Origin of the sequence: Saccharopolyspora aridisoli (assembly GCF_004348445.1) — a bacterium.
Taxonomy (GTDB): domain Bacteria; phylum Actinomycetota; class Actinomycetes; order Mycobacteriales; family Pseudonocardiaceae; genus Saccharopolyspora; species Saccharopolyspora aridisoli.
In genome coordinates, this window is sequence record NZ_SMKV01000061.1 from 1 (window position 1) to 20,069 (window position 20,069).

The window sequence follows — 20,069 nt, forward strand, 5'->3', positions numbered from 1 at the left end:
CGCCTTCGAGGCCAGCATCTACAAGCGCCGCAACATTGTCGAACGCTGCTTCAACCAGCTCAAACAACACCGAGCTATCGCCACCCGCTACGACAAAACCGCCCAGTCCTACCAAGCCATGATCGACCTAGCCACACTCCTCATCTGGCTTTGAGGACACCCCCTAGCAGCGATCTTCGGCGGGCTGCTGTTCGCCTTCGCCGGTTCCACCAGCGGCGCGGAGTTCTTCGCCGGGTACGTCACCGAGTACAGCCTGTCGGTGGACAACCTGTTCGTCTTCGTGATCATCATGTCGCGCTTCGCGGTGCCCCGCGAGCACCAGCACCGGGTGCTCTACATCGGCATCCTGATCTCCCTGGTGCTGCGCGCGGCGTGCATCGCCGCGGGTGTCGCGGTGCTCGCCGCGTTCAACTGGGTGTTCTACCTGTTCGGTGCGTTCCTGATCTACACCGCGATCAAGGTCGCCCGCGACTCCGCTGGCGACGAGCCCGACGACGAGGGCGGCGCCATGATCCGCGCGCTGCAGAAGTTCGTGCCCACCACCGACACCTACGACGGCGGCAAGCTGGTCACCAGCGTCAGAGGCAAGCGGATGTTCACGCCGTTGGTTCTGGTCGTGGCCGCGCTCGGACTGGCGAACGTGATCTTCGCGCTGGACTCGATGCCGGCCATCTTCGGCCTCACCAAGGACGGCTTCATCATCTTCACCGCCAACGCCTTCGCACTGATGGGGCTGCGGCAGCTCTACTTCGTCATCGGCGGGCTGCTCGACCGGCTGGTCTACCTCAGCTGCGGGCTGGCGGTCATCCTCGGTTTCATCGGCCTCAAGCTGATCATCGAGGCGCTGCACGGATCGCACGTCGAGGAGATCCACTTCCCGGTCCCCGACATCGGCATCGCGGCCTCGCTCGGTTTCATCGTGCTCACCCTGGCGATCACCGCGGTCGCCAGCCTCGCCCGGTCCCGCACCAAGCGGGCGGAGCCTGCGCCCGAACCGGCGACCAGCGGCGCCGAATCGGAATAAAGCCCGCCGCGCAGCGTTGACCGAGCATGGCGCGAAAGTCGCCGGAGAGGCTCCTGGCCGACCAACGGACCGAGGTGCAGCACCGCATCGAGTCGCTGCAGCGGCACCTCACGTCCATCGTCGAGTCGGCGACCTGGACGAGCAACGACGACGAGCACGACCCCGAAGGCGTCACCATCGCCTACGAGAGGGCCCAGACCCAAGGCCTGCTGACCGACGCCAAGGCCGACCTCGAAGCGCTGGACGAGGCCGTCAGGCGCGTCGAGGACGGCACCTACGGGCAGTGCCAGCGCTGCGGCAAGCGCATCACCAGGGAACGCCTCGAAGCCCTGCCGGCGGCCAAGCTCTGCATCCGCTGCACCTCGGCCCGGCGCTGAGTCAGTCCTCTCCGACCGCGAGGCGGGAGAGACGGGTGGGGGTGGGCCAGCGGACGTGGTGGGCCCAGCCGGCCTTCTCGAACAGCCAGATGACCCGGGCCGAGATGTCGATCTGACCGCGCTGGACACCGTGACGCGCGCAGGTCGGGTCCGCGTGGTGCAGGTTGTGCCAGGACTCGCCCATGCTCAGGATCGCCAGCGGCCAGAAGTTCGCGGCCTTGTCGCGGCTCTTGAACGGCCGTTCGCCCACCAGGTGGCAGATCGAGTTCACCGACCAGGTCACGTGGTGCAGGAACGCCACCCGGACCAGTCCGGCCCAGAAGAACGCCGTCAACGCGCCCCAAGCGGTGCCGGTGATCAACCAGCCCATCAGGCCCGGCAGCAGGAACGTCGCGACCGTGAGCGGGCCGAACAGCTTGTGCACCAGCCGCATGTCGGCGTCAGCCAGCAGGTCGGGGACGAAGCGCTCCTGGTTGGTCAGATCGCGCGCGAACACCCAGCCCATGTGGGCGTGCCAGAACCCGCGCACCAGCGCGGCCGGCGAGGTGCCGAAGGCCCAGGGGGAGTGCGGGTCGCCCTCGCGGTCGGAGAAGGCGTGGTGCCTGCGGTGATCGGAGACCCAGTGCATGATCGGCCCCTGCACCGCCATGCTCGCCACCACCGCGAGGGTGATGCGCAGCCACCGCTTCGCGCGGAAGGCCCCGTGGGTGAAGTAGCGGTGGTAGCCGACCGTCACCCCCAGGATGGTCAGCACGTACCAGCCCGCGGCCAGCGCCACGTCCCACCAGTTCAAACCCCAACCCCACGCCAGTGGCACGGCTGCCACTAGGGCGAGGAACGGGCCGAGGATGAACACGTACACCGACAGTTGCGGCCCCCAAGGCCTGCGGCCGGCAAGCACGGGTTTGGGGCCGGTGATCTCAGCTGCGTCCAACTCGAGCTCCTCGCGTAGTTGCGGGGATTTCCCGCCTCGACCACCAAACCCCGAATGCTCTGGTGATCGCAAGAAACGGGGTGGCAACCGAGGGTGAACGGCCAACGATCCCGGGGACGCGTCCACGGTCTGCGCACACCGCTGGTGCCGGCCTGCGTCGCGGACGGTAGCACGGGTGTCGCTCCTGGTCGGACGACTTGATCGCCGTTGGCGCCGAAGCTGGGAAACACCGACGAGGAAGGTGAGCAGCGATGGTGACCGAACTACTGGTGCAGTGGGGACCCGGGCCCGGACCCGGAGGGCACGGCGGAGGTCCGTTCTGGATCTTCGGCCTGGTGTGGATGGTGCTGATCGCATCGCTGATCGTCACCGCGATCTACGCGATCCTGCGCAGGACGCGGCGGCCTTCGGCGACCGAGAGCGCGCGGACGATCCTCGCCGAGCGCTACGCCCGAGGCGAGCTCAGCGGTGAGGAGTACCGGGAACGCCTCGGCGAGCTGCGCTGAGCGAGGGACGACCGGGGTGCGCTACTTCGCGAGAATTCGCGCACCCCGCGTTCGAACCCCGCTATCGTGCGACGCGCGGTCGGGGGAGGGCTCAGGGCCGGTTGAGCTGGTCGTGAGGCTCCAGGAGCGCCAGGACATGCCACCCGCGTTGGTGTTGTTCCAGGACCTAGGGGGAGCGGTTCGGTCGGACATGATCCGTCCTGGGCGAACCGTGTCGCCTGAAGACGTCTCGAGCCCGGCGCGGGTTGCTCGCGCCGGGCTCGAGGAAGTCGAACCGCTTGAGTTCAGTTGTTGCGCGCGGCCTGTCGGGATCCGGGCGCGGAAAGTTGGCCGCGGGCGGTGACCAGCGCTGTGCGCGCGTTGGCGTGCTCGCCGTGAGCGAGGTGCTCCGCGGCGGTGCGCACCGCGGTCGCCGCATCGGCGGAGACGGCGATCTGCGGGTGCTCGTCGAGCAACCCCACCGCGCGCACGAGTTCCTGGCGGGCGCGGTCAGCCGGGGTGTTCGGCTTGGTCAGCAAGTCGATGAGGGCTGTGTCCACCGCGTCGCGAAGGGCCGCCTCGGTCGAGCTGTGCGGTAGTGCAGTCACGGGCCGGGAGTCTATGCGCTGAACGGCACAGTTTTCTCGGCCGCTGATCACCCACTTGGGTGGATCTTTTCAATTCGGTGCAACGGTGGGCTGCACATGACCCGTCATCTTTCGTTCCGGCCCGTCGAATGCGCTCGGATGCCCGGGCCTGTTGCGAATCCGTCCGAGCTGAGCATTTCGCCTGGTTGAGAGGGTTTCAGCGGTTCGTCCGCTCTGCGTGTGCCCTTGCGCACACTTAGTTGATGCACGCAACTAACTCGTTACGGTCACGGTGAGTACCGATTTCTGCTCAGCGAATTCTGCTGAGTGACCGGAACGAATGAGGTCCCCGGGGCAAGCACGGGAACCGAAAGGGGCGAGCGTGACTACTGGCCAGCAATGGGACATCGTGACCAGCGTCGGGCTGACCGCGCTGGGAGTGGCCGCGGCGCGGGCGCTGGAGAGCCATCGCGAGGACCGGCTGATGTCGGACCCGTTCGCCGCGGCGTTCGTCAAGGCAGCCGACGCGCCGGCGCCGATGCCCACCTCGCCGCAGGAGGTGGCGCAGCTGCCGGAGGATTCCACCTGGGCGCAGGCCAGGATGGAGGACTACATCGGCGTGCGCTCGCGCTGCTTCGACGACTTCTTCGCCGCAGCGGGCGAGGCCGGCGTCCGGCAGGTGGTGATCCTCGCCTCCGGCCTGGACGCACGTGCCCACCGCCTGGACTGGGCCGCGGGCACCACCGCGTACGAGATCGACCAGCCCAAGGTCCTGGAGTTCAAGCAGACCGTCCTCGACGGGCTCGGGGCGGCGCCGGAGTGCGCGCACCGGCCGGTGCCGATCGACCTGCGCGAGGACTGGTCCGCGGCGCTGGCAGAAGCCGGTTTCGACACCGAGGCGCCCACCGCGTGGCTGGCCGAGGGTCTGCTGCCCTACCTCCCGCCGGAGGCCGAGCAGCAGCTGCTGACGACCATCGACCGGCTCTCGGCGTTCGGCAGCCGGTTGGCGGTGGAGGACTTCAACGACATCCGCCGGCTCTTCGAGGACGAGGACCTCGCCGACTTCGGCCAGGAGTGGGGTCTGGACATGCGCGACTTGCTGCACTCCGACGATCGCCCCGAGGCCCCGGACGTGCTGCGCGGACTGGGCTGGAAGACCGAGGTCGAAGGCGCCGAGGCGAAGGCCGCGAGTTACGGCCGCGACCTGAGCGGGATGTTCGGTGAGATGGCCGACGCCAGCCGCTTCGTGGAGGCCCGCAAGCCCGCATGAGGCTCGCGGGCCCGAACGGATTGCCAGGCAGGTGCTTTCGGGCCGAGCACCCCGCGCCGACCGCGCTCGCCGCCTACGATCGGGGAGTGGCGGGACGAGACTGGGACATCGTCAGCGGCATCGGCGTCACCGCGTTGGCGGTGGCCGCCGCGCGCGCCATCGAGAGCTGCCGGGACGACCGGCTCATCAACGATCCCCACGCCGAGACGTTGGTGCGTGCCGCGGGCAAGGGGATGGCGTTCCCGACCACGCCGGAGGAGCTGGCGGCGATACCCGATGACGGGCGACGCTGGGCCGAGCGCATCGACCACTACATCGGTGTCCGCTCCCGCTGCTTCGACGACTTCTTCGCGCAGGTCGCCGAATCCGGCGTGCGCCAGTTCGTGATCTTGGCCGCCGGTCTGGACACGCGCGCCTATCGGCTCGACTGGCCGGCCGGCACCGCGGTGTTCGAACTCGACCAGCCGAAAGTCCTCCAGTTCAAGCAGGAGGTCCTCGACCGGGTCGAGCCCGGCTGCGAGCACCGGATGCTGGGGATCGACCTGCGCGAGGACTGGCCCGCCGCGCTGATCGCCGCCGGCCTGGACGTCGGCGTTCCCACCGGGTGGCTGGCCGAAGGGCTGCTGCCCTACCTGCCGGGCGAAGCCGAGCGAGAGCTCCTGCGGGCGATCACGGACCTGTCCGCGCCGGGAAGCCGCTTGGCGGTGGAGGAGTTCCGCGACACGAGCAAGATCGCCAACGACGCGAAGATCTCCGAGTACAGCAAGCAGCAGGGCATGGACGTCAGCGCGATCCTGCACGATGGCGGTCGTCCGCCGACTGCCGACCTGCTGGCGGAGCTGGGCTGGAGCAGCGAGGTCGAGACGAGCGAGGATGCGGCGGTCCGGCTCGGCAGGGACCCCGGGCTGGCGATCGGTCCGATGCTCGACGTCAGCCGTTTCGTGGCTGCCTCGAAGCCCAGGTGAAGACGATCACCGCGACTGGGCGGGCATGATCGGAGTAGCCTGGGAATCCGCACAGTCCGCGAGCGAAAACGGGTGAGCTCGGTGTTCCTGACAATTCTCGGTTGGATCGTGTTCGGCCTGATCGCCGGCTTCCTGGCCCGCGCCATCGTGCCGGGCAAGGACGACATCGGCCTGCTGATGACGATCGTGCTCGGCGTCGTGGGCTCCGCCGTCGGCGGTTTCCTGTTCGGCTTGTTCACCGTGGGTCTGCGCGGCTTCCAGCCCGCCGGCTGGATCGGGTCGGTCGTCGGCGCGGTGATCGTGCTGGTCATCTACAACAAGGTCACCGGCCGCAAGCGCCGCGTCCGGTCATAGCTTCCGGCCGACGCCCGCCAATCCGGTGACGCGCTCCGGGTTGTCGCCGACCTCCGAGGTGGAGACCGGTCGCCACTGCGGCAGGAAGACCAGGCCCGGTTCGACCAGTTCGAAGCCCTCGAAGAACCCGTCGATCTCGGCTCGCGAGCGGAACGTCAGAGGAGTGGCGGTCCGCTCCTTGTAGAGGTCGGCGTGTTCGTCGGCGACGTCCGGGCGCCCCTCATCGGTGGCGTGCGAGATGCACAGGAAGCTGCCCGACGCCAACGCGTCCCGGTACCGCGCGATCATCTCGCGAGGTGCGGATTCGTCGCCGATGAAGTGCAGCAGCGCCACCATCATCACCGCCACCGGCTGGTCCAGGTCGAGCAGCGCGGCGACCTCGTCCGAGGCCAGGACGGCTTCGGGATCGCGGGCGTCGGCGCGCACGATGTCGGCATCGGCGTTGTCGGCCAGCAACTTCTTGCTGTAGGCCACGGCGACGGGGTCGGTGTCGACGTAAACCACGCGGCTGCCGGGCGCCGCCAGCTGCGCCACCTCGTGCACGTTGCCCACGGTCGGGATGCCCGAGCCCAGGTCGAGGAACTGCCGGATGCCCTGCTCGACGCAGCAGTGCACCGCGCGTCGCAGGAAAGCTCGGTTGGCTTGCATGATCTGCGGCAGCTCCGGCCACATCGCGATCGCCTCGTCACCCATCTGGCGGTCCACGGCGAAGTTGTTGCTGCCGCCGAGGTAGTAGTCGTAGACCCGGGCGGCGTTGGGCTTGTCCAGATCGACTTCGTTGGGCTCGGACATCGCGACCTCCTCACGGCTGGGCGGGGCCACCGCCCAGCCGTGATGTTAGAGGGCGGCAACCCCGCTGCGGGGTCAAGCAGCGGCCACGGTTCGGTTGCTGAGCCGTACCACCGCCGCGAGGGCCACCAGGGCGACAGCCGCGCCCGAGGTCATGATGACCGCCATCGCCGGCCCGTCGTTGCCCAGCACTCCGACCAGCGGTGCGATCAGCGCGCCGAGTCCGAACTGGCAGGCTCCCAGCAGTGCCGCAGCGGTGCCTGCGGCCTCGCCGTGCCGCCCCAGCGCCAGCGCCGGGGCGTTGGGCATCACGAAGCCCATCGACCCCAGGACCAGCCACAACGGCACCAGGAATCCGACCAGCCCGCCGATCCCGGTGGTGGTCAGGGCGACCATCACCAGCCCGGAGGCGGTGGCCACGATCAGGGAGGTCACCACGATCTGCATCGTGGTGAAGCGGTTGAGCAGCACGACGTTGAGCTGCGAGGCGCCGATCAGCGCCACAGCGCCCGCTCCGAACACCAGGCCGAACGCCTGCTGGTTGAGCCCGTACTGCTCCTGCAGCACGAACGAGGAACCAGACACGTAGGAGAACAGCGCCGTCATCGCCAGCGCGGCCACGACCAGCAGCAGCACGAACTCGCGGTCGGTGAGCAGCTTGCCGTAGGTCGCCAGCACCGGCGCGAAGCGCGGTTGCTGCCTGCGCTGCGGCGGCAACGACTCCGGCAGCGCGAGCACCGCCAGCACCAGCAGGGCCGCGCCGAGCGCGGCCAGCACGCCGAAGACCCCGCGCCACGAGGTCGACAGCAGCACCGCGCCGCCCAGCGTCGGCGCCAGGATCGGTGCGATGCCCATGACCAGGATGAGCCGCGAGAGCGCGGTTGCGGACGCGCGTCCCGACCACAGGTCGCGCACCACGGCCATCGCGACCACCATCGCCGCCGCCGCCCCGACTCCCTGCACCACGCGCAGCCCGCCGAGCACGGCGACGTTCGGCGCGATGAGGCAGGCCAGCGAGGCGGCGATGTGCAACGCGGTGCCGGCGATGAGCGGCTTGCGACGCCCGATGACGTCGGAGACCGGGCCGATCAGCAGTTGTCCCAGCCCCAGCCCCAGCAGCGTGCCGGTGAGGGTGAGCTGCACGGCGGAGTCAGGAGCCCCCAGGTCCGCGCCGATGGAGGGCAGCGCGGGCAGGTACATGTCGATGGTCAGCGGTCCCAGGGCGATCAGCGCCCCGAGCACCACGATGATGCGCAGCCGCTTCAGCCCGGTCGGTTCGTCGGCGCGGACGTGGGTCGTCCGGGCCGGCGCCGCTGGTGATCGCACAGCAACGTCTTCCATCGCTTCCTTTCTCGGGATGTCGTTCATTGCCCGACGTAGAGCGTGGTGGAAGCCGCGTTTGTTCCGGAGAGATCGAGAATCCGCTGTGATGTGGATTACAGATCGTCATCTTGCCTCTATTGTGGACCGATATTCCCGGAATTGATCACCTCTTCGCGAACTCCGGGTTGCGCGCGGGCTGCCCGGGCCCGGCCCGGGCAGCCGTTCGCTCAGTGCTGGGTGAGCATCGTGCGCATGGAGTCGATCTCGGACTGCTGGCTGATCATGATCTCCCGAGCCATCTGCTGGGCGTCGGGGAAGCGACCCTTCTCCACCTCGGTCCGGGCCATCTCGACCGCACCTTCGTGGTGCTTGATCATCAGCATGAGGAACTTCTGGTCGAACTCGGGGCCCTTGGTCCGGCCGAGGCTGGCCATCTCGTCGGTGGACATCATGCCGGTCATCGCGTGACCGCCATGTCCGCCGTGCCCTCCGTGTCCGGACTGCTGGGCGTTCCAGTCGCGCAGCCATCCGTTCAGCTTGTCGATCTCGGGGCCCTGCGCCGCCTCGATCCGGGCGGCCAGGTCCTTGACCTGCTGGGACCCGGCGTTCTGGGCGGCCATCCTGGACATCTCGATGGCTTGTTCGTGGTGCGGCATCATGCCTTGGGCGAACATCACGTCGACGTCGTTGTGCGCGGGCGCGGTCTGAGCGGGCGGAGCCGCCGGAGCGGGGCCCTCCGCCTGGCCGCAGCCGGCGAGGAACGACAGGGACAGGGCGGCGCCGAGCACAGCGGCGCCCGTGCGGGCGTGCTTCATCGCGAATTACCTCGTCTTCGAATTGGCGGGATCGGGCGTGACCGGGTGGGGCCGGTCCGCAGGCCGATCAGCGCCGGAGTACGCAGAGTGCGGCGAGCCGCCGAGGTGATGGATCCGGAGGTCGCGCCCGTTGCAGTGTGCGCCAGATCCGGGGGACGAACATCTCGGCCGTGACCACGGCGGCCATGCGCAGCCGCGGGGCCAGCAGCACGAGGAAGCTCGCGGCGATCGCCAGGCACAGGTGCAGCGCATCGTGCCCATCGGGCGCGGCGTCGTCGGAGGCCTCGACCTGGGCGTGCACGCCGACGTGCCCGGCGTGGTGCGAGTGGTGCTGCGCGGGCACGTGATGCATGAGCACCACGCCGAGAGCGAGGGCCACCAGCAGGGCCCAGCGGAACGCTCCGGTGCGCACGGGCGGATCCGTCAGGACTTCACCAGGCGCGCGATGGCGTCGCTGGCCTCGCGGATCTTCGCCTCGGCCTGCTCGCCGCCCTCGGACATCGCCTCGGAGACGCAGTGCTTGAGGTGCTCGTCGAGAAGGCCCAGCGCGACCGCTTGCAGCGCCTTGGTGGTGGCCGAGACCTGGGTGAGCACGTCGATGCAGTACTCGTCGTCGTCGATCATGCGCGCGAGCCCGCGCACCTGACCCTCGACGCGACGCAGTCGCTTGGCGTAGTCGTCCTTGTTGTGGGCGTAGCCGTGCATCGATTTACCTCCCCTGGGTCGGTGGACCCAACACCTTTATACCCCAGGGGGGTAGTTGTGGCCAATCAGAGGAACTCGCTGCGCGCGGTCGGCTTCTCCGCAGCCGTCCCGCGCTGCTCGGCGCGGCGCATCCACAGCCAGCCGCCGAGCTGGACGAGCGCCGCACCGCCGGTCAGCGCCACGGCGATGACGGCGTACGACGGCCAGCCGTTGATCACGCCCAGGACCACCGCCACGGCGAAGAACAGCAGCGTGCGCACCAGCAGGATGCCGAGTTGGCTCTTGGTCACGGCCTGACCACCTCCGGCCCCGAGTCTAGGCGGGATCTCGGTGGCGTCCGTCCGGGCGTGCGGGAATTGACCCTGCGTGTCCGCCTGCCTACTTTTGATGACGGCCGTCCTCACATCGAACGGAGCGTCGCATGTCCGAACCGCTGGGGCCGGATTCGTTGATGTGGCGCTACTTCGGCGACTGGCGCGGGCTGCTGCTCGCGCTGTGGGCCGGGTCGATGCAGAACATGCACCCGCAGCTGGGCGCGGGCGTCGAGGAGCACTCGGAGTTCTTCGACGAGCGCTGGGAACGGCTCTACCGATCGCTGTACCCGATCGGCGGCGTGGTCTACGACGGCCCTCGCGCGGCGGACACGGCGAAACTCGTCCGCGGCTTCCACAACGGCATCAAGGGCGTCGACAAGCGCGGCAGGCCTTACCACGCGCTCAACCCGGAGACGTTCTTCTGGGCTCACGCGACGTTCCTGGTGATGCCGATCCTGATCAACGATCGCCTGGGCAGGCCCCTGACCGAAGAGCAGAAGGCGCAGGTCTACGCCGAGGGCGTGCAGTGGTACCGGCTCTACGGCATGAGCATGCGCCCGGTCCCGCCGGACTGGGCGAGCTTCCAGCGCTACTGGGACCACATGTGCCGGGAGGTGCTCGAGGTCAACAAGGCGACCCTCGACGTCCGCGACCTCTCCCGCATCGGAAGGCCGCCGCTGATGAGGTGGCTGCCCGAACCCGTGTGGCGATGGGTGCGGCCGCCGACCGCGCGGCTCATGCACTGGCTGACGACCGGCTGCTACGACCCGCCGATCCGCGAGAAGCTCGGCTTGCGCTGGACCCGCCGCGACGAGCTCCTCCTCAAGCTCGTCGGCCGGGTCTTCGCCGCGTTCTGGAGCCTCGTCCCGTTCGAGCTGCGCTTCCACCCGCGGGCCAGGGCGGCCTGGAGCCGGGCGCAAGGGCGCCTCCCAGCGGACGCCCCGCTGGTCGAAACCCCTGCCCGCAACTACCCACCACCTGACAGGCGCGACGACCCGAAGCACTACGTGCCGGGCCGACGCCACCTGACGGGGTGAGTTCTTCGAACATCGCGCGACGGCCCGCACGATCTTCGCGCGAGGTTCGAAGATCGCCGTTCAGCGCCAGTGGCGGTCGAGGTTGGCGACGTCGGGAGCTGCCCGGGGTTGGTCCGGCTGGGCGGCCCAGCGGATGCCGTTGGTGAGAACTCTGCGGACCTCCGGCTGGTGGTAGACGGGGTAGCGCTGATCGCCGGGGCTGAAGTAGAAGATCCGGCCGTGACCCCGGAAGAACGTCACGCCTGAGCGGAACACCTCGCCGCCGTCGAAGGACGAGATGAAGATCAGCTCGTCCGGGGCGGGGATGTCGAAGAACTCGCTGTAGGTCTCCTGCTCGGGGATGACCAGCGGGTTCGGCACGCCCTCGGTGATCGGGTGGTGCGGGGCGACGGTCCACACCAGCTCCTGCTCGGCCGCGTCCCGCCAGCCCAGCGAGCAGGTGGTGCCCAGCAGCCGCTGGAAGATCTTCGAGAAGTGCCCGGAGTGCAGCACCAGCAGTCCCATACCGCCCAGGACGTGCCGCTGCACCCGGTCCACCACCGCCTCGTCGACCTGACCGTGCGCGCGATGGCCCCACCACAGCAGCACGTCGGTGTCGGCCAGCACCTCCTCGGGCAGCCCGTGCTCCGGATCGGCCAGCAGGGCGGTGCGCACCGAGGCATCCGGCAGCTCCTGCCGGATCCCCTCGGCGAGGGCGCCGTGGATGCCGTCCGGGTAGATCTCGGCCATCACCGGGGGGTCCTGCTCGGCTTCGTGCATGCCCTCGTTCCAGACCGTGATGCGCAGACCGCTCACGCGACCGCCACCTCCCGCTTCTCGGCCGCCGAGCGGTAGCAGGCGTCGATGACCTCCGCGCGGCGCAGCGCCTGCGACCCGTCGTTGTCCGGCCACTCCTGCGGGGAGCCCAGCAGCCGCACGAAGTTCTCCACCACCGCGGCGTGCGCGCGCCCGGGTTCGGCGCTGGGCTGGTAGTCGGCGATCTCGCCGTCGACGTCCCGGTACACGTGCAGGTCACCGACCTGCGCCTTCGTGGCACCGACCGCCCTGAGCTCGGCGCCACCCTCGGTCCCCAGCACGCTGAAGTCGATGAGGTCGGTGGGGTTGCGGTACGCCGCCCACGAGGTCTCCAGCACCAACGTTCCGCCGCCTTCGAGCCGGAGGAACGCCGAGGCGAAGTCCTCGACCTCGAATCCGCCCTTGGCCTGGGCGGTTTCCCACTTCATGCCGCCGATGTTGCGCGGCCCCAGCTCCGCGTAGGTCACCGCGCTCACCGATTCGACCTTCGGTTCGCCGAGCAGGAACAGCGCGTAGTCCAGCACGTGCACGCCGATGTCGGCCAGCGGTCCGCCGCCGGCCATCTCCCGGTTGGTGAACCAGCTGCCGATCTTGGGGATGCCGCGCCGCCGCATCCAGGAGGCCTTGGCGTAGTAGGGCCGTCCGAGCTCGCCGCTTCCGATGATCCCGCCGAGGGTCTGGATGTCGCCGCGCAGCCGGTGGTTGAACGCCACGTCGAGCACCCGACCGGCTGACCGCGCCGCGTCGACCATCTGCCTGCCCTCGATCCCGTTGCGGGCCAAGGGCTTCTCGCTGAGCACGTGCAGTCCGCGCTTGAGCGCGGCGACGGCGATCGGGGCGTGCAGGAAGTTGGGGACGGCGATGCTCACCGCGTCCAGCTCGGGCAGCTCGACGAGCTGCTCCCAGCTCTCGAACAGGTGCGGTGCGCCGTACTCCTCGCCGAGGGAGGCCAGCATCTCGGCCTCCTGCCCGGCGATCGCCACGATCTCAACGTTGGGCAGCGCCTGGTAGGCGGCGAGGTGCTGCTGCCCCGCCCAGCCGACGCCGACGACTCCGACCCGGAACGTGGGGTCACTCATCAAGGGACTCCTTCTTCTGCGGTGGGCTTCAGCCCTTGATCGCGCCGGCGGTCAGACCGGCCACGATGCGCTTCTGGAAGACCAGCACGAGTACCAGCAGTGGCAGGGTGACGAGCACGGAGGCCGCGCTGATAGTGCCGATCGGGTGGTCGAAATCGCTCGTTCCGGAGAAGTAGGCGATGGCGACCGGAACGGTCCGGGCCTCCGGCGTGGAGGTGAGCGTGACCGCCAGCAGGAATTCGTTCCACACCGAGATGAACACCAGGATCGCCGTGGTGGCGATGCCGGGCACGGCCAGCGGCAGGATCACCTCGCGGAACGCGGTGAACGGGCTCGCACCGTCGATCAGCGCGGATTCCTCCAGCTCGAACGGGATCTCGCGGAAGAACGACGTGAGCACGAAGATCGCCATCGGCAGCGCGAAGGTCAGCTTCGGGATGATCAGCCCGGCGAGGGTGTCGTAGAGGCCGATGTCGCGCCAGATCGTGAACATGGGTGCGGCGATCGCGATCACCGGGAACGTCGTCACCGACAGCACCAGTCCGAGGATGATGCCCTTGCGCGGCAACTCCAGCCGCGCCAGCGCGTAGGCGGCGAACGAGGCCAGCAGCAGCGCCAGCGAGGTCGTCACCACCCCGACGACCAGCGAATTGCCCAGCGCCGTCAGGAAGTCCTCGTCCTGCAGCACTTCCAGGTAGTTCCGCAGCGACGGCGAACCGGGCACCAGCGAGCCCGATGACAGCTCAGCGCCGGTCTTGAGCGAGGTGTTGACCAGCCAGTAGAACGGCAGCAGCGAGGCCAGCACCACCAGCAGTGCGAACAGCAGGACCACGGGGCGGGTCATGACTTCTCCTCCGCGACGTCGCGAATGTTGCCGCCTGCGAAGCGGATGTAGACCAGCGACACGGCCATGACGGTGATGAAGGTGAGGATCGACAGCGCCGACCCCTGCCCGATCAGCCGCTGTTCGCGCAGCTCCTGGTAGGCGATCATGGACATCGTCTCGGTGCCGTTGGAGCCCTTGGTCAGCACGAACGGCAGGTCGAAGATCCGCAGCGCGTCGAGCAACCGGAAGATCGCCGCCAGCGCGATCGCCGGGCGCAGCAGCGGCAGCGTGACCCGCCAGAACGCCTGCCAGCGGCTCGCCCCGTCCAGGTCCGCCGCCTCGTAGACCTCGCCGGGGATGACCTGCAAACCGGCCAGCACCAGCAGCGCGACGAACGGCGCGGTCTTCCACACGTCCGCCGCGATGATCACGGCCATCGCGTAGCCGGGTTCGGCCAGCCACACCTGCTCGCCGCCGGGCAGGCCGAGGGCCCGCAGCAGGCCGGTGACCAGGCCGAGGTTGGACTCGAACATGGCCTGCCAGGTGATCGCCGAGACCACCGTCAGCACCGCGTAGGGCACCAGCAGAACCGAGCGCAGCAGGCCGCGGCCCCGGAACGCCACGTTGAGCAGCAGCGCCATCGCCACGCCGAGGACCACTTCGAGGGCGACCGAGGTGAAGGCGAACAGGAAGGTCTGCCCGAACGCCCGCCACCACTGCTCGGAGATCAGCGCGTTCCAGTAGTTGGTCAGGCCGACGAAGTGCGACAGACCCGCCCGCCGGACGCTGTAGACGTTGAGCGACAGCCAGACCGCGTAACCGATCGGCACCACCGCCACCAGGAACATGATCACCAGCGCGGGCGAGACCATCCACACCGCGGTGCGCCGCTGCTGGGCGTCGACGCGGCTCATCAGAACGTCTCCTGCGCGGTCTCGACGTCCGCTGCCATCCTCCGCACACCCGACTCGACGTCGGTCTGCCCGGAGATCACCTCGTAGGCGTTGTCGTAGATGGCTCGCGACACCTGCGCGTACACCGGCGAGCGAGGACGCGGTTTCGCGTGCAGCAGCGACTCCTTGAGCTGCGGGATGAACGGCAGCTCGGCGCGCACCTCGGGATCGTCGTAGAGCGCGGCGAACACCGGGGCCTGGGCGGTGCGCAGCACCATCTTCCTCTGGAACTCCGCGCTGGTCGCGTAGTCGATGAGCGCGACAGCCCCACCGGGGTTGCCGGCCTTGGCGGCGATGGCGAGGTTCCATCCGCCGAGCACCGCGGCCGGCCGACTGCGCTCGTCGAAGGCGGGCAAGGCCGCTGCCCTGGTGACCGGGCCCGCCGAGGTCTCGCTGATCAGCTTGTGCGCGCTGGGCCATTGGCGCAGGTACCCGGCGGCTCCGGACTCGTAGGCGCGGCGGGCGTAGTCCTCGTCGTAGGTCAGGCACGCGCGGTCGATCGCCCCGGATTCCATGCCCTGCGCCATCAAGCGCAGCACCGCGCGGGTCTGAGGCGAGTCGACGGTGACCCGGCCGGACTCGTCGATCACCGATCCACCCGCGGAGTAGAGCAGTTCCAGGAAGTTCGCGGTGAGGCCCTCGTAGCGCTTGGCCTGCATCTGCACCCGCTTCGAGCGGTCCTGTCCGGCTTGTGCGTAGACCTCGCGCCAGGTCGTGGGCGGCGGAACCCGGTCAGCGCGGTAGAAGAGCAGTCCGGCGTTGGTGTAGAAGGGAACCGCCCAGTCGCGCCCGGCGTAGCGCACCGTTTCCAATGTGGACGGCATCAGCTCGTCGCGGTGCCGTTCGGTGAGCTCGCTGTGGTCGAGCAGCCATCCCTGCGTCGCCCACTCGCCGGTCCAGGTCACGTCGGTCAGGTAGATGTCGCACTCCGACGACCCGCCTTCGAGCCGTTGCAGCGCTTGCGCGCGGGTGGAGTCGGTGTCCTGGCCGATCTCGACGTAGCGGGCGCTGAGTCCGCCACCGCGCGCGTTGAACTCCTGGGTGAGGTCCTCGAAGACGCCGGTGTCGCGGACCCCGCAGATGGTGACCTCACCGCGAGCGCCGTGGGCCGATCCGGGCTCTGCGACGGTGACCTGCGGTGCGTGCTCGCCCGGCGGCCCCGCCGGGGGAGCGCTCGCGCAGCCGCTGAGGGCCAGCGCCGCGACGACGACGGTGACCCAAGGCCGGGGTGAAGGCATGGCTGTCTCCGCTTCGCGGTTCGTCGGCGGTGATCACGGGACGCACCCGGTCACCGGTCGAATGGCGGCGTGAGACGATCACATGGTTGCGGCGCGGTCACCGGGTGTCAAGGCATCTCGCCCACCAGCCGGTGAATCCCCTCCGGTGACAGCACGTCCTCGATTCCCGCCACCACCGCGCCCGCCAGCCCCGCCGAGCGGCCCAGCGCGCTGTTGGCCAGTGACAGGTGCCGGGTCGCCAGCGGCAGCGCCCGGCGGTAGACGACGCTGCGGATCCCGGCGAGCAGGTCGTCGCCGACCGAGGTGATCAGTCCACCTAGGACGATCCGCTTCGGGTTGTAGAAGTGCACCAGCATCGCCACCACCTCGCCGATGGTCGCCGCAGCGGCCCGGATCCTGCGGACGGCGAGCGCGTCGCCGTCGCGCAGCAGCTGTGCCAGGTCCTCTATCGTCTCCGGCCCGCCGGACTCGGCGCGCAACCCGCGCAGCACCGCGTCGGCCGAGGCCAGCGCCTCCACGCAGCCGACGTTGCCGCACTGGCAGATCACGTCGTCGGCGCCGGGCACCCGGATGTGCCCGATGTCGCCCGCCGCGCCGTCGGAACCCCGGTGCAACTCACCGGTCGCCGAGACGATGCCGCCGCCGATCCCGGTGCCGATCTTGAGGAACAGCAGAGGGGACTCCTCGGCGGGCAGCGCGCGGGCCTCGCCCAGGGCCATCAGGTTCACGTCGTTGTCGACCGAGGCGGTGCAGGCGAAGCGGTCGGCCATCGTGTCGCCTACCGGGAATCCGTCCCAGCCGGGCATGATCGGCGGCCGCACCGGCATGCCCATGCGCGGATCGACCGGGCCGGGAAGCCCCATGACCAGCGCCTTGACCTCGTCAGCGGCGACCTCGGTGCCGCGCAGCAGGTCTCGCAGGTGCTCGGCGAGCACGTCGAGGGCATCCTCCGGGCCGACTGAGAGGTCCAGCGCCACCTGCTCCTCGGCGAGCAAGCCTTGGCCGAGGTCGGCCACCGCCAGCCGGGTGCTGTGCGCGCCGACGTCGGCGGCGAGCACGACCCCGGCGCGCGGGGCGATCGCCAGCCGGTGCGCGGGACGTCCCCGGCCGCCTCCGCTGAGCGCGCCGCGCTCTGCGACGACCCCGGCCGCGATCAGCGCGTCCAGGTGGCTGTTGACCGTGGAGCGGGCCAGGCCGGTGTGCTTGACGAGCTCGGCTCGGCTCTCCGCCGTGCCGGAGGCGATCAGCCTGGTCAGAACGCTGAGCACCAAGTTCGCGTCAGCGCGCCCGGACGTCTTCGGCACCGTCAACCGAACCGGATCCCATCCCACGGTCGCCCCCTCTGTCGGATTTTCCGCTCAATTATGACCGGCAAGAAAATAATTCGTAGTGCTTGTCGGCATAAATGTGGGGTCCTAGCGTGAGTGGAGACGAAATTCGGGCGTGAGACACCCGTCGTTGTCATCGGGAACGACCGAGGGAGGCAGGCGCGTGAGCCCTGGGAACACCAGGCGCGGCACCGCGATCGTGGGGGCAGGGATGATCGGCGAGGTGCACCGGCGCTCCGCGCTGCTCGCCGGCGCCGAGATCGCCGGAGTGCTGGCGTCCACGCCGCAGCGTTCGCTGGAGAAGGCGGGGGAGTGGAACGTCCGCGCGTTCGCCTCGTTCGACGAGGTCCTCGCCGATGACCGGGTCGACGTGGTGCACGTCTGCACACCCAACGCCACCCACGCGCCGTTCGCCGAAGCCGCGCTCGCCGCGGGCAAGCACGTGATCTGCGAGAAGCCGCTGGCCATCTCGCTGGACGAGGCCGAGCGGATGGCCGCGGCCGCCAGCGCCAGCGGACTCGTCGCCACCGTGCCCTTCGTCTACCGGTACCACCCGCTGGTCCGCGAGATCCGGGCCCGGCGGCAGGCCGGTGAGTTCGGCGACTGGCACCTGCTGCACGGCAGCTACCTGCAGGACTGGATGGTCGACCCGGACGCATCCGGCTGGCGCGTCGACCCCGATCAGGGCGGGGTGTCGCGCGCCTTCGCCGACATCGGCTCGCACTGGTGCGACCTCGTGCAGTGGGTGTCGGGGGAGACCTTCACCGACGTCTTCGCCGAGTTCTCCATCGCCGTGCCCACCCGCCCGTCCGCCGGAGGAACCAGCTTCAGCGGCCCCAGCGGCGGCGTCGGCGAGCGAGTCGCGGTGCGCACCGAGGACACCGCGGCGCTGCTGCTGCGCACCGGCACCGGCGTGCTCGCCACCGCCACGATCTCGCAGGTCGCGGCGGGCCGGAAGAACCGGTTGTGGTTCGAGCTCGACGGCTCCGGTGGCAGCGCGGTCTTCGACCAGGAGAACCCCGAGCAGATCTGGCTCGGCGGCGCCGAGAGCAACCGCGTCCTCACGCGCGACATCGGCACCGGATCGGCCGAGCAGCGCAGGCTCTCCAAGCTGCCCGCCGGGCACCCGCAGGGCTACGCCGACTGCTTCGACGCGTTCGTCGCCGACACCTACGCGGCGATCGACGGAGGAGACCCCGAAGGGCTCCCCACTTTCACCGACGGACTCCGCTCGGCCCGGTTGGTCGACGCGGTCGTGCGCGCAGCCGGGAACGGCTCCTGGACGAAGGTGTGATGATGCGACTGGGAATGCTCACCGCTTGTCTCCCGCAGTGGACGCTGGAGCAGGTCGCCGGCTGGGCCAAGATCAACGGTTACGAGGCCCTGGAGGTCGCGGTCTGGCCTGGCACCGGCGGCCGCGACTTCGAAGCGGCTCACCTTCCGGTCGCCGAGTTCGGCCCCGAGGAGGTCGAGGACACCAAGGACCTCCTCCAGCGCTACGGCCTGGAGCTGTCGGCGTTCGCCTACTACGAGAACAACCTGCACCCCGATCCCGCGCGCCGCGAGGAGATCCGCACCCACCTCAAGCACTCCATCGACGCCGCCGAGGCGCTCGGCGTGCCCTACGTGGGGACCTTCATCGGACGCGACTGGACCAAGTCGGTCGCCGACAACCTCGCCGAAGGGCAGCGGGTGCTGCCCGAACTCGTCGACTACGCCGGTGAGCGCGGCGTGAAGCTCATCGTCGAGAACTGCGTCATGGAGGGCTGGCACCCGGACGGCTACCCCGGCAACCTGGCCTACTCGCCGGAGCTGTGGGAGTGGATGTTCTCGCTGGGCTTCTACCTCAACTGGGACCCCTCGCACCTGACCTGGATCGGGATCGACCCGGTGGAGACCATCGCGCCCCACATCGACCGCATCGTGCACGCGCAGGCCAAGGACGTCGAGCTCGACCCGGCTGCGCGCAACCGCTACGGCTTCTTCGGCAAGGTCGACAAGGGCGGAAACCCCTGGGACATGGGCTGGTGGCGCTACCGGGTGCCCGGACTCGGGCAGGTCGACTGGCCGAAGGTCGTCGACCGGCTCTACGAGCACGGATTCACCGGCACCCTCTCCGTCGAGCACGAGGACCCCGTCTGGGGCGGTGATGACGAACGCATCACGCAGGGCCTGCGCATCGCGCAGCGCACCCTCCGGCCGTTGATCGTGGGTTGATTCCCTCCCTGAAGGGGTGAGGTCATTGCCGACACTGTCCGTTCAGCTCTACAGCGTCCGCGACCAGCTGGCCGCCGACCAGCCCGCAACGCTGGCCCGCCTCGCCGAGATCGGCTTCCGCTACGTCGAACCGTTCGGGCTGGGTTCGCTGGCCAAGAGCCAGGCCGAACGGCTGGCCGCCACCCGCAAGCTCCGCGCCGACCTCGACGCCGCCGGACTGGCGGTCTCGGCGACGCACGCCGCCCTGCCGAGCGTGGCGGAACTGGCCGAGGAGTGCGCCGAGCTCGGCGCAGGCACGGCGTTCATCCCGCACCCGCGCCAGATCCCGGGATTCGGTGAGGACACCTTCACCGACACCGCGGCCCTCGACGCCTTCGCCGACGCCCTCGGCCAGGCCGCCGCCGACGCGCCGGACGGTCTGCGGCTCGGCTACCACAACCACTGGTTCGAGTGGGCCGAGCTGCCCGAAGGCCCTGCCTACGACCGCCTGTGGCAGCGCACCCACCCGGAGGTCCTCGCCGAGCTGGACGTCTACTGGGCGATCGCGGCCGGAGCCGATCCCGCCCGGGTCCTGAGCGGGCTGGGCTCCCGGGCGGTAGCGGTCCACCTCAAAGACGGCCCCGCCACTCGAGACACCCCCCAAACCCCCTTGGG

25 protein-coding genes are annotated in these 20,069 nt (G+C 69.6%); 11 read left to right on the top strand and 14 right to left on the bottom strand.

Annotated elements, in window-relative coordinates; all coding sequences use genetic code 11:
• The 3 genes from E1161_RS28770 to E1161_RS26275 all read left to right on the top strand — a co-directional run.
• Nucleotides 1–154 (top strand): transposase (locus E1161_RS28770; RefSeq protein WP_165939952.1); only part of this gene is annotated, 154 nt, incomplete at its 5' end.
• Nucleotides 155–172: 18 nt separating this feature from the next.
• Entirely contained in the window at nucleotides 173–1,024 is an 852-nt protein-coding gene (locus tag E1161_RS26270; protein ID WP_132627426.1) for a TerC/Alx family metal homeostasis membrane protein, read from the top strand.
• A 26-nt stretch (nucleotides 1,025–1,050) separates the two neighbouring features.
• Nucleotides 1,051–1,401: a TraR/DksA family transcriptional regulator gene (locus E1161_RS26275; RefSeq protein ID WP_132627427.1), complete on the top strand. Its 351-nt coding sequence runs from the start codon at nucleotides 1,051–1,053 to the stop codon at nucleotides 1,399–1,401.
• A 1-nt stretch (nucleotide 1,402) separates the two neighbouring features.
• Here E1161_RS26275 and E1161_RS26280 read toward each other — a convergent pair whose 3' ends face one another.
• Nucleotides 1,403–2,335, bottom strand: a complete 933-nt coding sequence (locus E1161_RS26280; RefSeq protein ID WP_132627428.1) for an acyl-CoA desaturase — start codon at nucleotides 2,333–2,335, stop codon at nucleotides 1,403–1,405.
• A gap of 251 nt (nucleotides 2,336–2,586) precedes the next feature.
• Between E1161_RS26280 and E1161_RS28245 the strand changes: the two genes are divergently transcribed.
• Entirely contained in the window at nucleotides 2,587–2,841 is a 255-nt protein-coding gene (locus E1161_RS28245) for an SHOCT domain-containing protein (protein ID WP_235875322.1), read from the top strand.
• 284 nt (nucleotides 2,842–3,125) lie between these two features.
• Here E1161_RS28245 and E1161_RS26290 read toward each other — a convergent pair whose 3' ends face one another.
• A complete protein-coding gene (locus tag E1161_RS26290; RefSeq protein WP_132627429.1) occupies nucleotides 3,126–3,428 on the bottom strand; it encodes a hypothetical protein in 303 nt (100 codons plus the stop codon).
• 361 nt (nucleotides 3,429–3,789) lie between these two features.
• On the opposite strand from E1161_RS26290, the gene E1161_RS26295 reads away from it, so the two are divergent.
• The 3 genes from E1161_RS26295 (at nucleotide 3,790) to E1161_RS26305 (ending at nucleotide 5,996) form a co-directional block, all read left to right on the top strand.
• The gene (locus E1161_RS26295) at nucleotides 3,790–4,677 is read left to right on the top strand and encodes an SAM-dependent methyltransferase (protein ID WP_207920418.1); all 888 of its coding nucleotides are present in this window, start codon (nucleotides 3,790–3,792) and stop codon (nucleotides 4,675–4,677) included.
• An 86-nt stretch (nucleotides 4,678–4,763) separates the two neighbouring features.
• Complete coding sequence (locus E1161_RS26300; RefSeq protein ID WP_207920419.1) at nucleotides 4,764–5,642, top strand: SAM-dependent methyltransferase; 879 nt, start codon at nucleotides 4,764–4,766, stop codon at nucleotides 5,640–5,642.
• 81 nt (nucleotides 5,643–5,723) lie between these two features.
• The gene (locus E1161_RS26305; protein WP_132627432.1) at nucleotides 5,724–5,996 is read left to right on the top strand and encodes a GlsB/YeaQ/YmgE family stress response membrane protein; all 273 of its coding nucleotides are present in this window, start codon (nucleotides 5,724–5,726) and stop codon (nucleotides 5,994–5,996) included.
• On the opposite strand, the gene E1161_RS26310 is transcribed toward E1161_RS26305, so the two are convergent.
• From E1161_RS26310 to E1161_RS26335, 6 genes are all read right to left on the bottom strand, one after another.
• On the bottom strand, nucleotides 5,991–6,788 hold the full coding sequence (locus E1161_RS26310) for an SAM-dependent methyltransferase (RefSeq protein WP_132627433.1): 798 nt from the start codon (nucleotides 6,786–6,788) through the stop codon (nucleotides 5,991–5,993). The two genes, E1161_RS26305 and E1161_RS26310, sit on opposite strands and share 6 nt — an antisense overlap.
• Before the next feature lie 72 nt (nucleotides 6,789–6,860).
• Complete coding sequence (locus E1161_RS26315) at nucleotides 6,861–8,126, bottom strand: Bcr/CflA family efflux MFS transporter (RefSeq protein ID WP_132627434.1); 1,266 nt, start codon at nucleotides 8,124–8,126, stop codon at nucleotides 6,861–6,863.
• A 209-nt stretch (nucleotides 8,127–8,335) separates the two neighbouring features.
• Nucleotides 8,336–8,923, bottom strand: a complete 588-nt coding sequence (locus tag E1161_RS26320; RefSeq protein ID WP_132627435.1) for a DUF305 domain-containing protein — start codon at nucleotides 8,921–8,923, stop codon at nucleotides 8,336–8,338.
• A 67-nt stretch (nucleotides 8,924–8,990) separates the two neighbouring features.
• Nucleotides 8,991–9,335, bottom strand: a complete 345-nt coding sequence (locus tag E1161_RS26325; RefSeq protein WP_132627436.1) for a hypothetical protein — start codon at nucleotides 9,333–9,335, stop codon at nucleotides 8,991–8,993.
• 11 nt (nucleotides 9,336–9,346) lie between these two features.
• On the bottom strand, nucleotides 9,347–9,628 hold the full coding sequence (locus E1161_RS26330) for a metal-sensitive transcriptional regulator (RefSeq protein ID WP_132627437.1): 282 nt from the start codon (nucleotides 9,626–9,628) through the stop codon (nucleotides 9,347–9,349).
• A 65-nt stretch (nucleotides 9,629–9,693) separates the two neighbouring features.
• Nucleotides 9,694–9,918, bottom strand: coding sequence for a hypothetical protein (locus tag E1161_RS26335; RefSeq protein ID WP_132627438.1), 225 nt, complete (start codon nucleotides 9,916–9,918; stop codon nucleotides 9,694–9,696).
• A 131-nt stretch (nucleotides 9,919–10,049) separates the two neighbouring features.
• Here E1161_RS26335 and E1161_RS26340 point away from each other — a divergent pair, with 131 nt between their 5' ends.
• Nucleotides 10,050–10,979: an oxygenase MpaB family protein gene (locus E1161_RS26340; protein WP_132627439.1), complete on the top strand. Its 930-nt coding sequence runs from the start codon at nucleotides 10,050–10,052 to the stop codon at nucleotides 10,977–10,979.
• 60 nt (nucleotides 10,980–11,039) lie between these two features.
• Here the strand turns inward: E1161_RS26340 and E1161_RS26345 are convergent, their stop codons facing one another.
• The 6 genes from E1161_RS26345 to E1161_RS26370 form a co-directional block, all read right to left on the bottom strand.
• A complete protein-coding gene (locus tag E1161_RS26345; protein WP_132627440.1) occupies nucleotides 11,040–11,774 on the bottom strand; it encodes a ThuA domain-containing protein in 735 nt (244 codons plus the stop codon).
• Nucleotides 11,771–12,853 (bottom strand): Gfo/Idh/MocA family protein, encoded by a 1,083-nt coding sequence (locus tag E1161_RS26350; protein ID WP_132627441.1) that lies wholly within the window; start codon nucleotides 12,851–12,853, stop codon nucleotides 11,771–11,773. The genes E1161_RS26345 and E1161_RS26350 overlap by 4 nt, the downstream gene beginning before the upstream one ends.
• 28 nt (nucleotides 12,854–12,881) lie before the next feature.
• On the bottom strand, nucleotides 12,882–13,697 hold the full coding sequence (locus E1161_RS26355) for a carbohydrate ABC transporter permease (RefSeq protein WP_132627442.1): 816 nt from the start codon (nucleotides 13,695–13,697) through the stop codon (nucleotides 12,882–12,884).
• On the bottom strand, nucleotides 13,694–14,593 hold the full coding sequence (locus tag E1161_RS26360; RefSeq protein ID WP_132627443.1) for a carbohydrate ABC transporter permease: 900 nt from the start codon (nucleotides 14,591–14,593) through the stop codon (nucleotides 13,694–13,696). Before E1161_RS26360 ends, E1161_RS26355 begins: the two co-directional genes overlap by 4 nt.
• On the bottom strand, nucleotides 14,593–15,870 hold the full coding sequence (locus E1161_RS26365; protein ID WP_132627444.1) for an ABC transporter substrate-binding protein: 1,278 nt from the start codon (nucleotides 15,868–15,870) through the stop codon (nucleotides 14,593–14,595). Before E1161_RS26365 ends, E1161_RS26360 begins: the two co-directional genes overlap by 1 nt.
• 107 nt (nucleotides 15,871–15,977) lie before the next feature.
• Nucleotides 15,978–17,174 (bottom strand): ROK family transcriptional regulator, encoded by a 1,197-nt coding sequence (locus E1161_RS26370; RefSeq protein ID WP_235875323.1) that lies wholly within the window; start codon nucleotides 17,172–17,174, stop codon nucleotides 15,978–15,980.
• 187 nt (nucleotides 17,175–17,361) lie between these two features.
• On the opposite strand from E1161_RS26370, the gene E1161_RS26375 reads away from it, so the two are divergent.
• The 3 genes from E1161_RS26375 to E1161_RS26385 all read left to right on the top strand — a co-directional run.
• Nucleotides 17,362–18,492 carry a Gfo/Idh/MocA family protein gene (locus E1161_RS26375; RefSeq protein WP_132627446.1) on the top strand — a complete coding sequence of 377 codons (1,131 nt, stop codon included), beginning with the start codon at nucleotides 17,362–17,364 and terminating at the stop codon, nucleotides 18,490–18,492.
• Between the two features lie 2 nt (nucleotides 18,493–18,494).
• Nucleotides 18,495–19,415, top strand: a complete 921-nt coding sequence (locus E1161_RS26380; protein WP_132627447.1) for a sugar phosphate isomerase/epimerase family protein — start codon at nucleotides 18,495–18,497, stop codon at nucleotides 19,413–19,415.
• A gap of 25 nt (nucleotides 19,416–19,440) precedes the next feature.
• Nucleotides 19,441–20,069: sugar phosphate isomerase/epimerase family protein (locus tag E1161_RS26385; RefSeq protein ID WP_132627448.1), on the top strand; the 629-nt coding region annotated here is incomplete at its 3' end.

Excerpts from the sequence above, each read along its gene's own strand:
- E1161_RS26275 (WP_132627427.1), top strand. The coding sequence starts at position 1,051 with ATGGCGCGAAAGTCGCCGGAGAGGCTCCTGGCCGACCAACGGACCGAG.
- E1161_RS28245 (WP_235875322.1), top strand. The coding sequence starts at position 2,587 with ATGGTGACCGAACTACTGGTGCAGTGGGGACCCGGGCCCGGACCCGGA.
- E1161_RS26310 (WP_132627433.1), bottom strand. The coding sequence starts at position 6,788 with ATGTCCGAGCCCAACGAAGTCGATCTGGACAAGCCCAACGCCGCCCGG.
- E1161_RS26315 (WP_132627434.1), bottom strand. The coding sequence starts at position 8,126 with ATGGAAGACGTTGCTGTGCGATCACCAGCGGCGCCGGCCCGGACGACC.
- E1161_RS26320 (WP_132627435.1), bottom strand. The coding sequence starts at position 8,923 with ATGAAGCACGCCCGCACGGGCGCCGCTGTGCTCGGCGCCGCCCTGTCC.
- E1161_RS26330 (WP_132627437.1), bottom strand. The coding sequence starts at position 9,628 with ATGCACGGCTACGCCCACAACAAGGACGACTACGCCAAGCGACTGCGT.
- E1161_RS26340 (WP_132627439.1), top strand. The coding sequence starts at position 10,050 with ATGTCCGAACCGCTGGGGCCGGATTCGTTGATGTGGCGCTACTTCGGC.
- E1161_RS26350 (WP_132627441.1), bottom strand. The coding sequence starts at position 12,853 with ATGAGTGACCCCACGTTCCGGGTCGGAGTCGTCGGCGTCGGCTGGGCG.
- E1161_RS26355 (WP_132627442.1), bottom strand. The coding sequence starts at position 13,697 with ATGACCCGCCCCGTGGTCCTGCTGTTCGCACTGCTGGTGGTGCTGGCC.
- E1161_RS26360 (WP_132627443.1), bottom strand. The coding sequence starts at position 14,593 with ATGAGCCGCGTCGACGCCCAGCAGCGGCGCACCGCGGTGTGGATGGTC.
- E1161_RS26365 (WP_132627444.1), bottom strand. The coding sequence starts at position 15,870 with ATGCCTTCACCCCGGCCTTGGGTCACCGTCGTCGTCGCGGCGCTGGCC.
- E1161_RS26380 (WP_132627447.1), top strand. The coding sequence starts at position 18,495 with ATGCGACTGGGAATGCTCACCGCTTGTCTCCCGCAGTGGACGCTGGAG.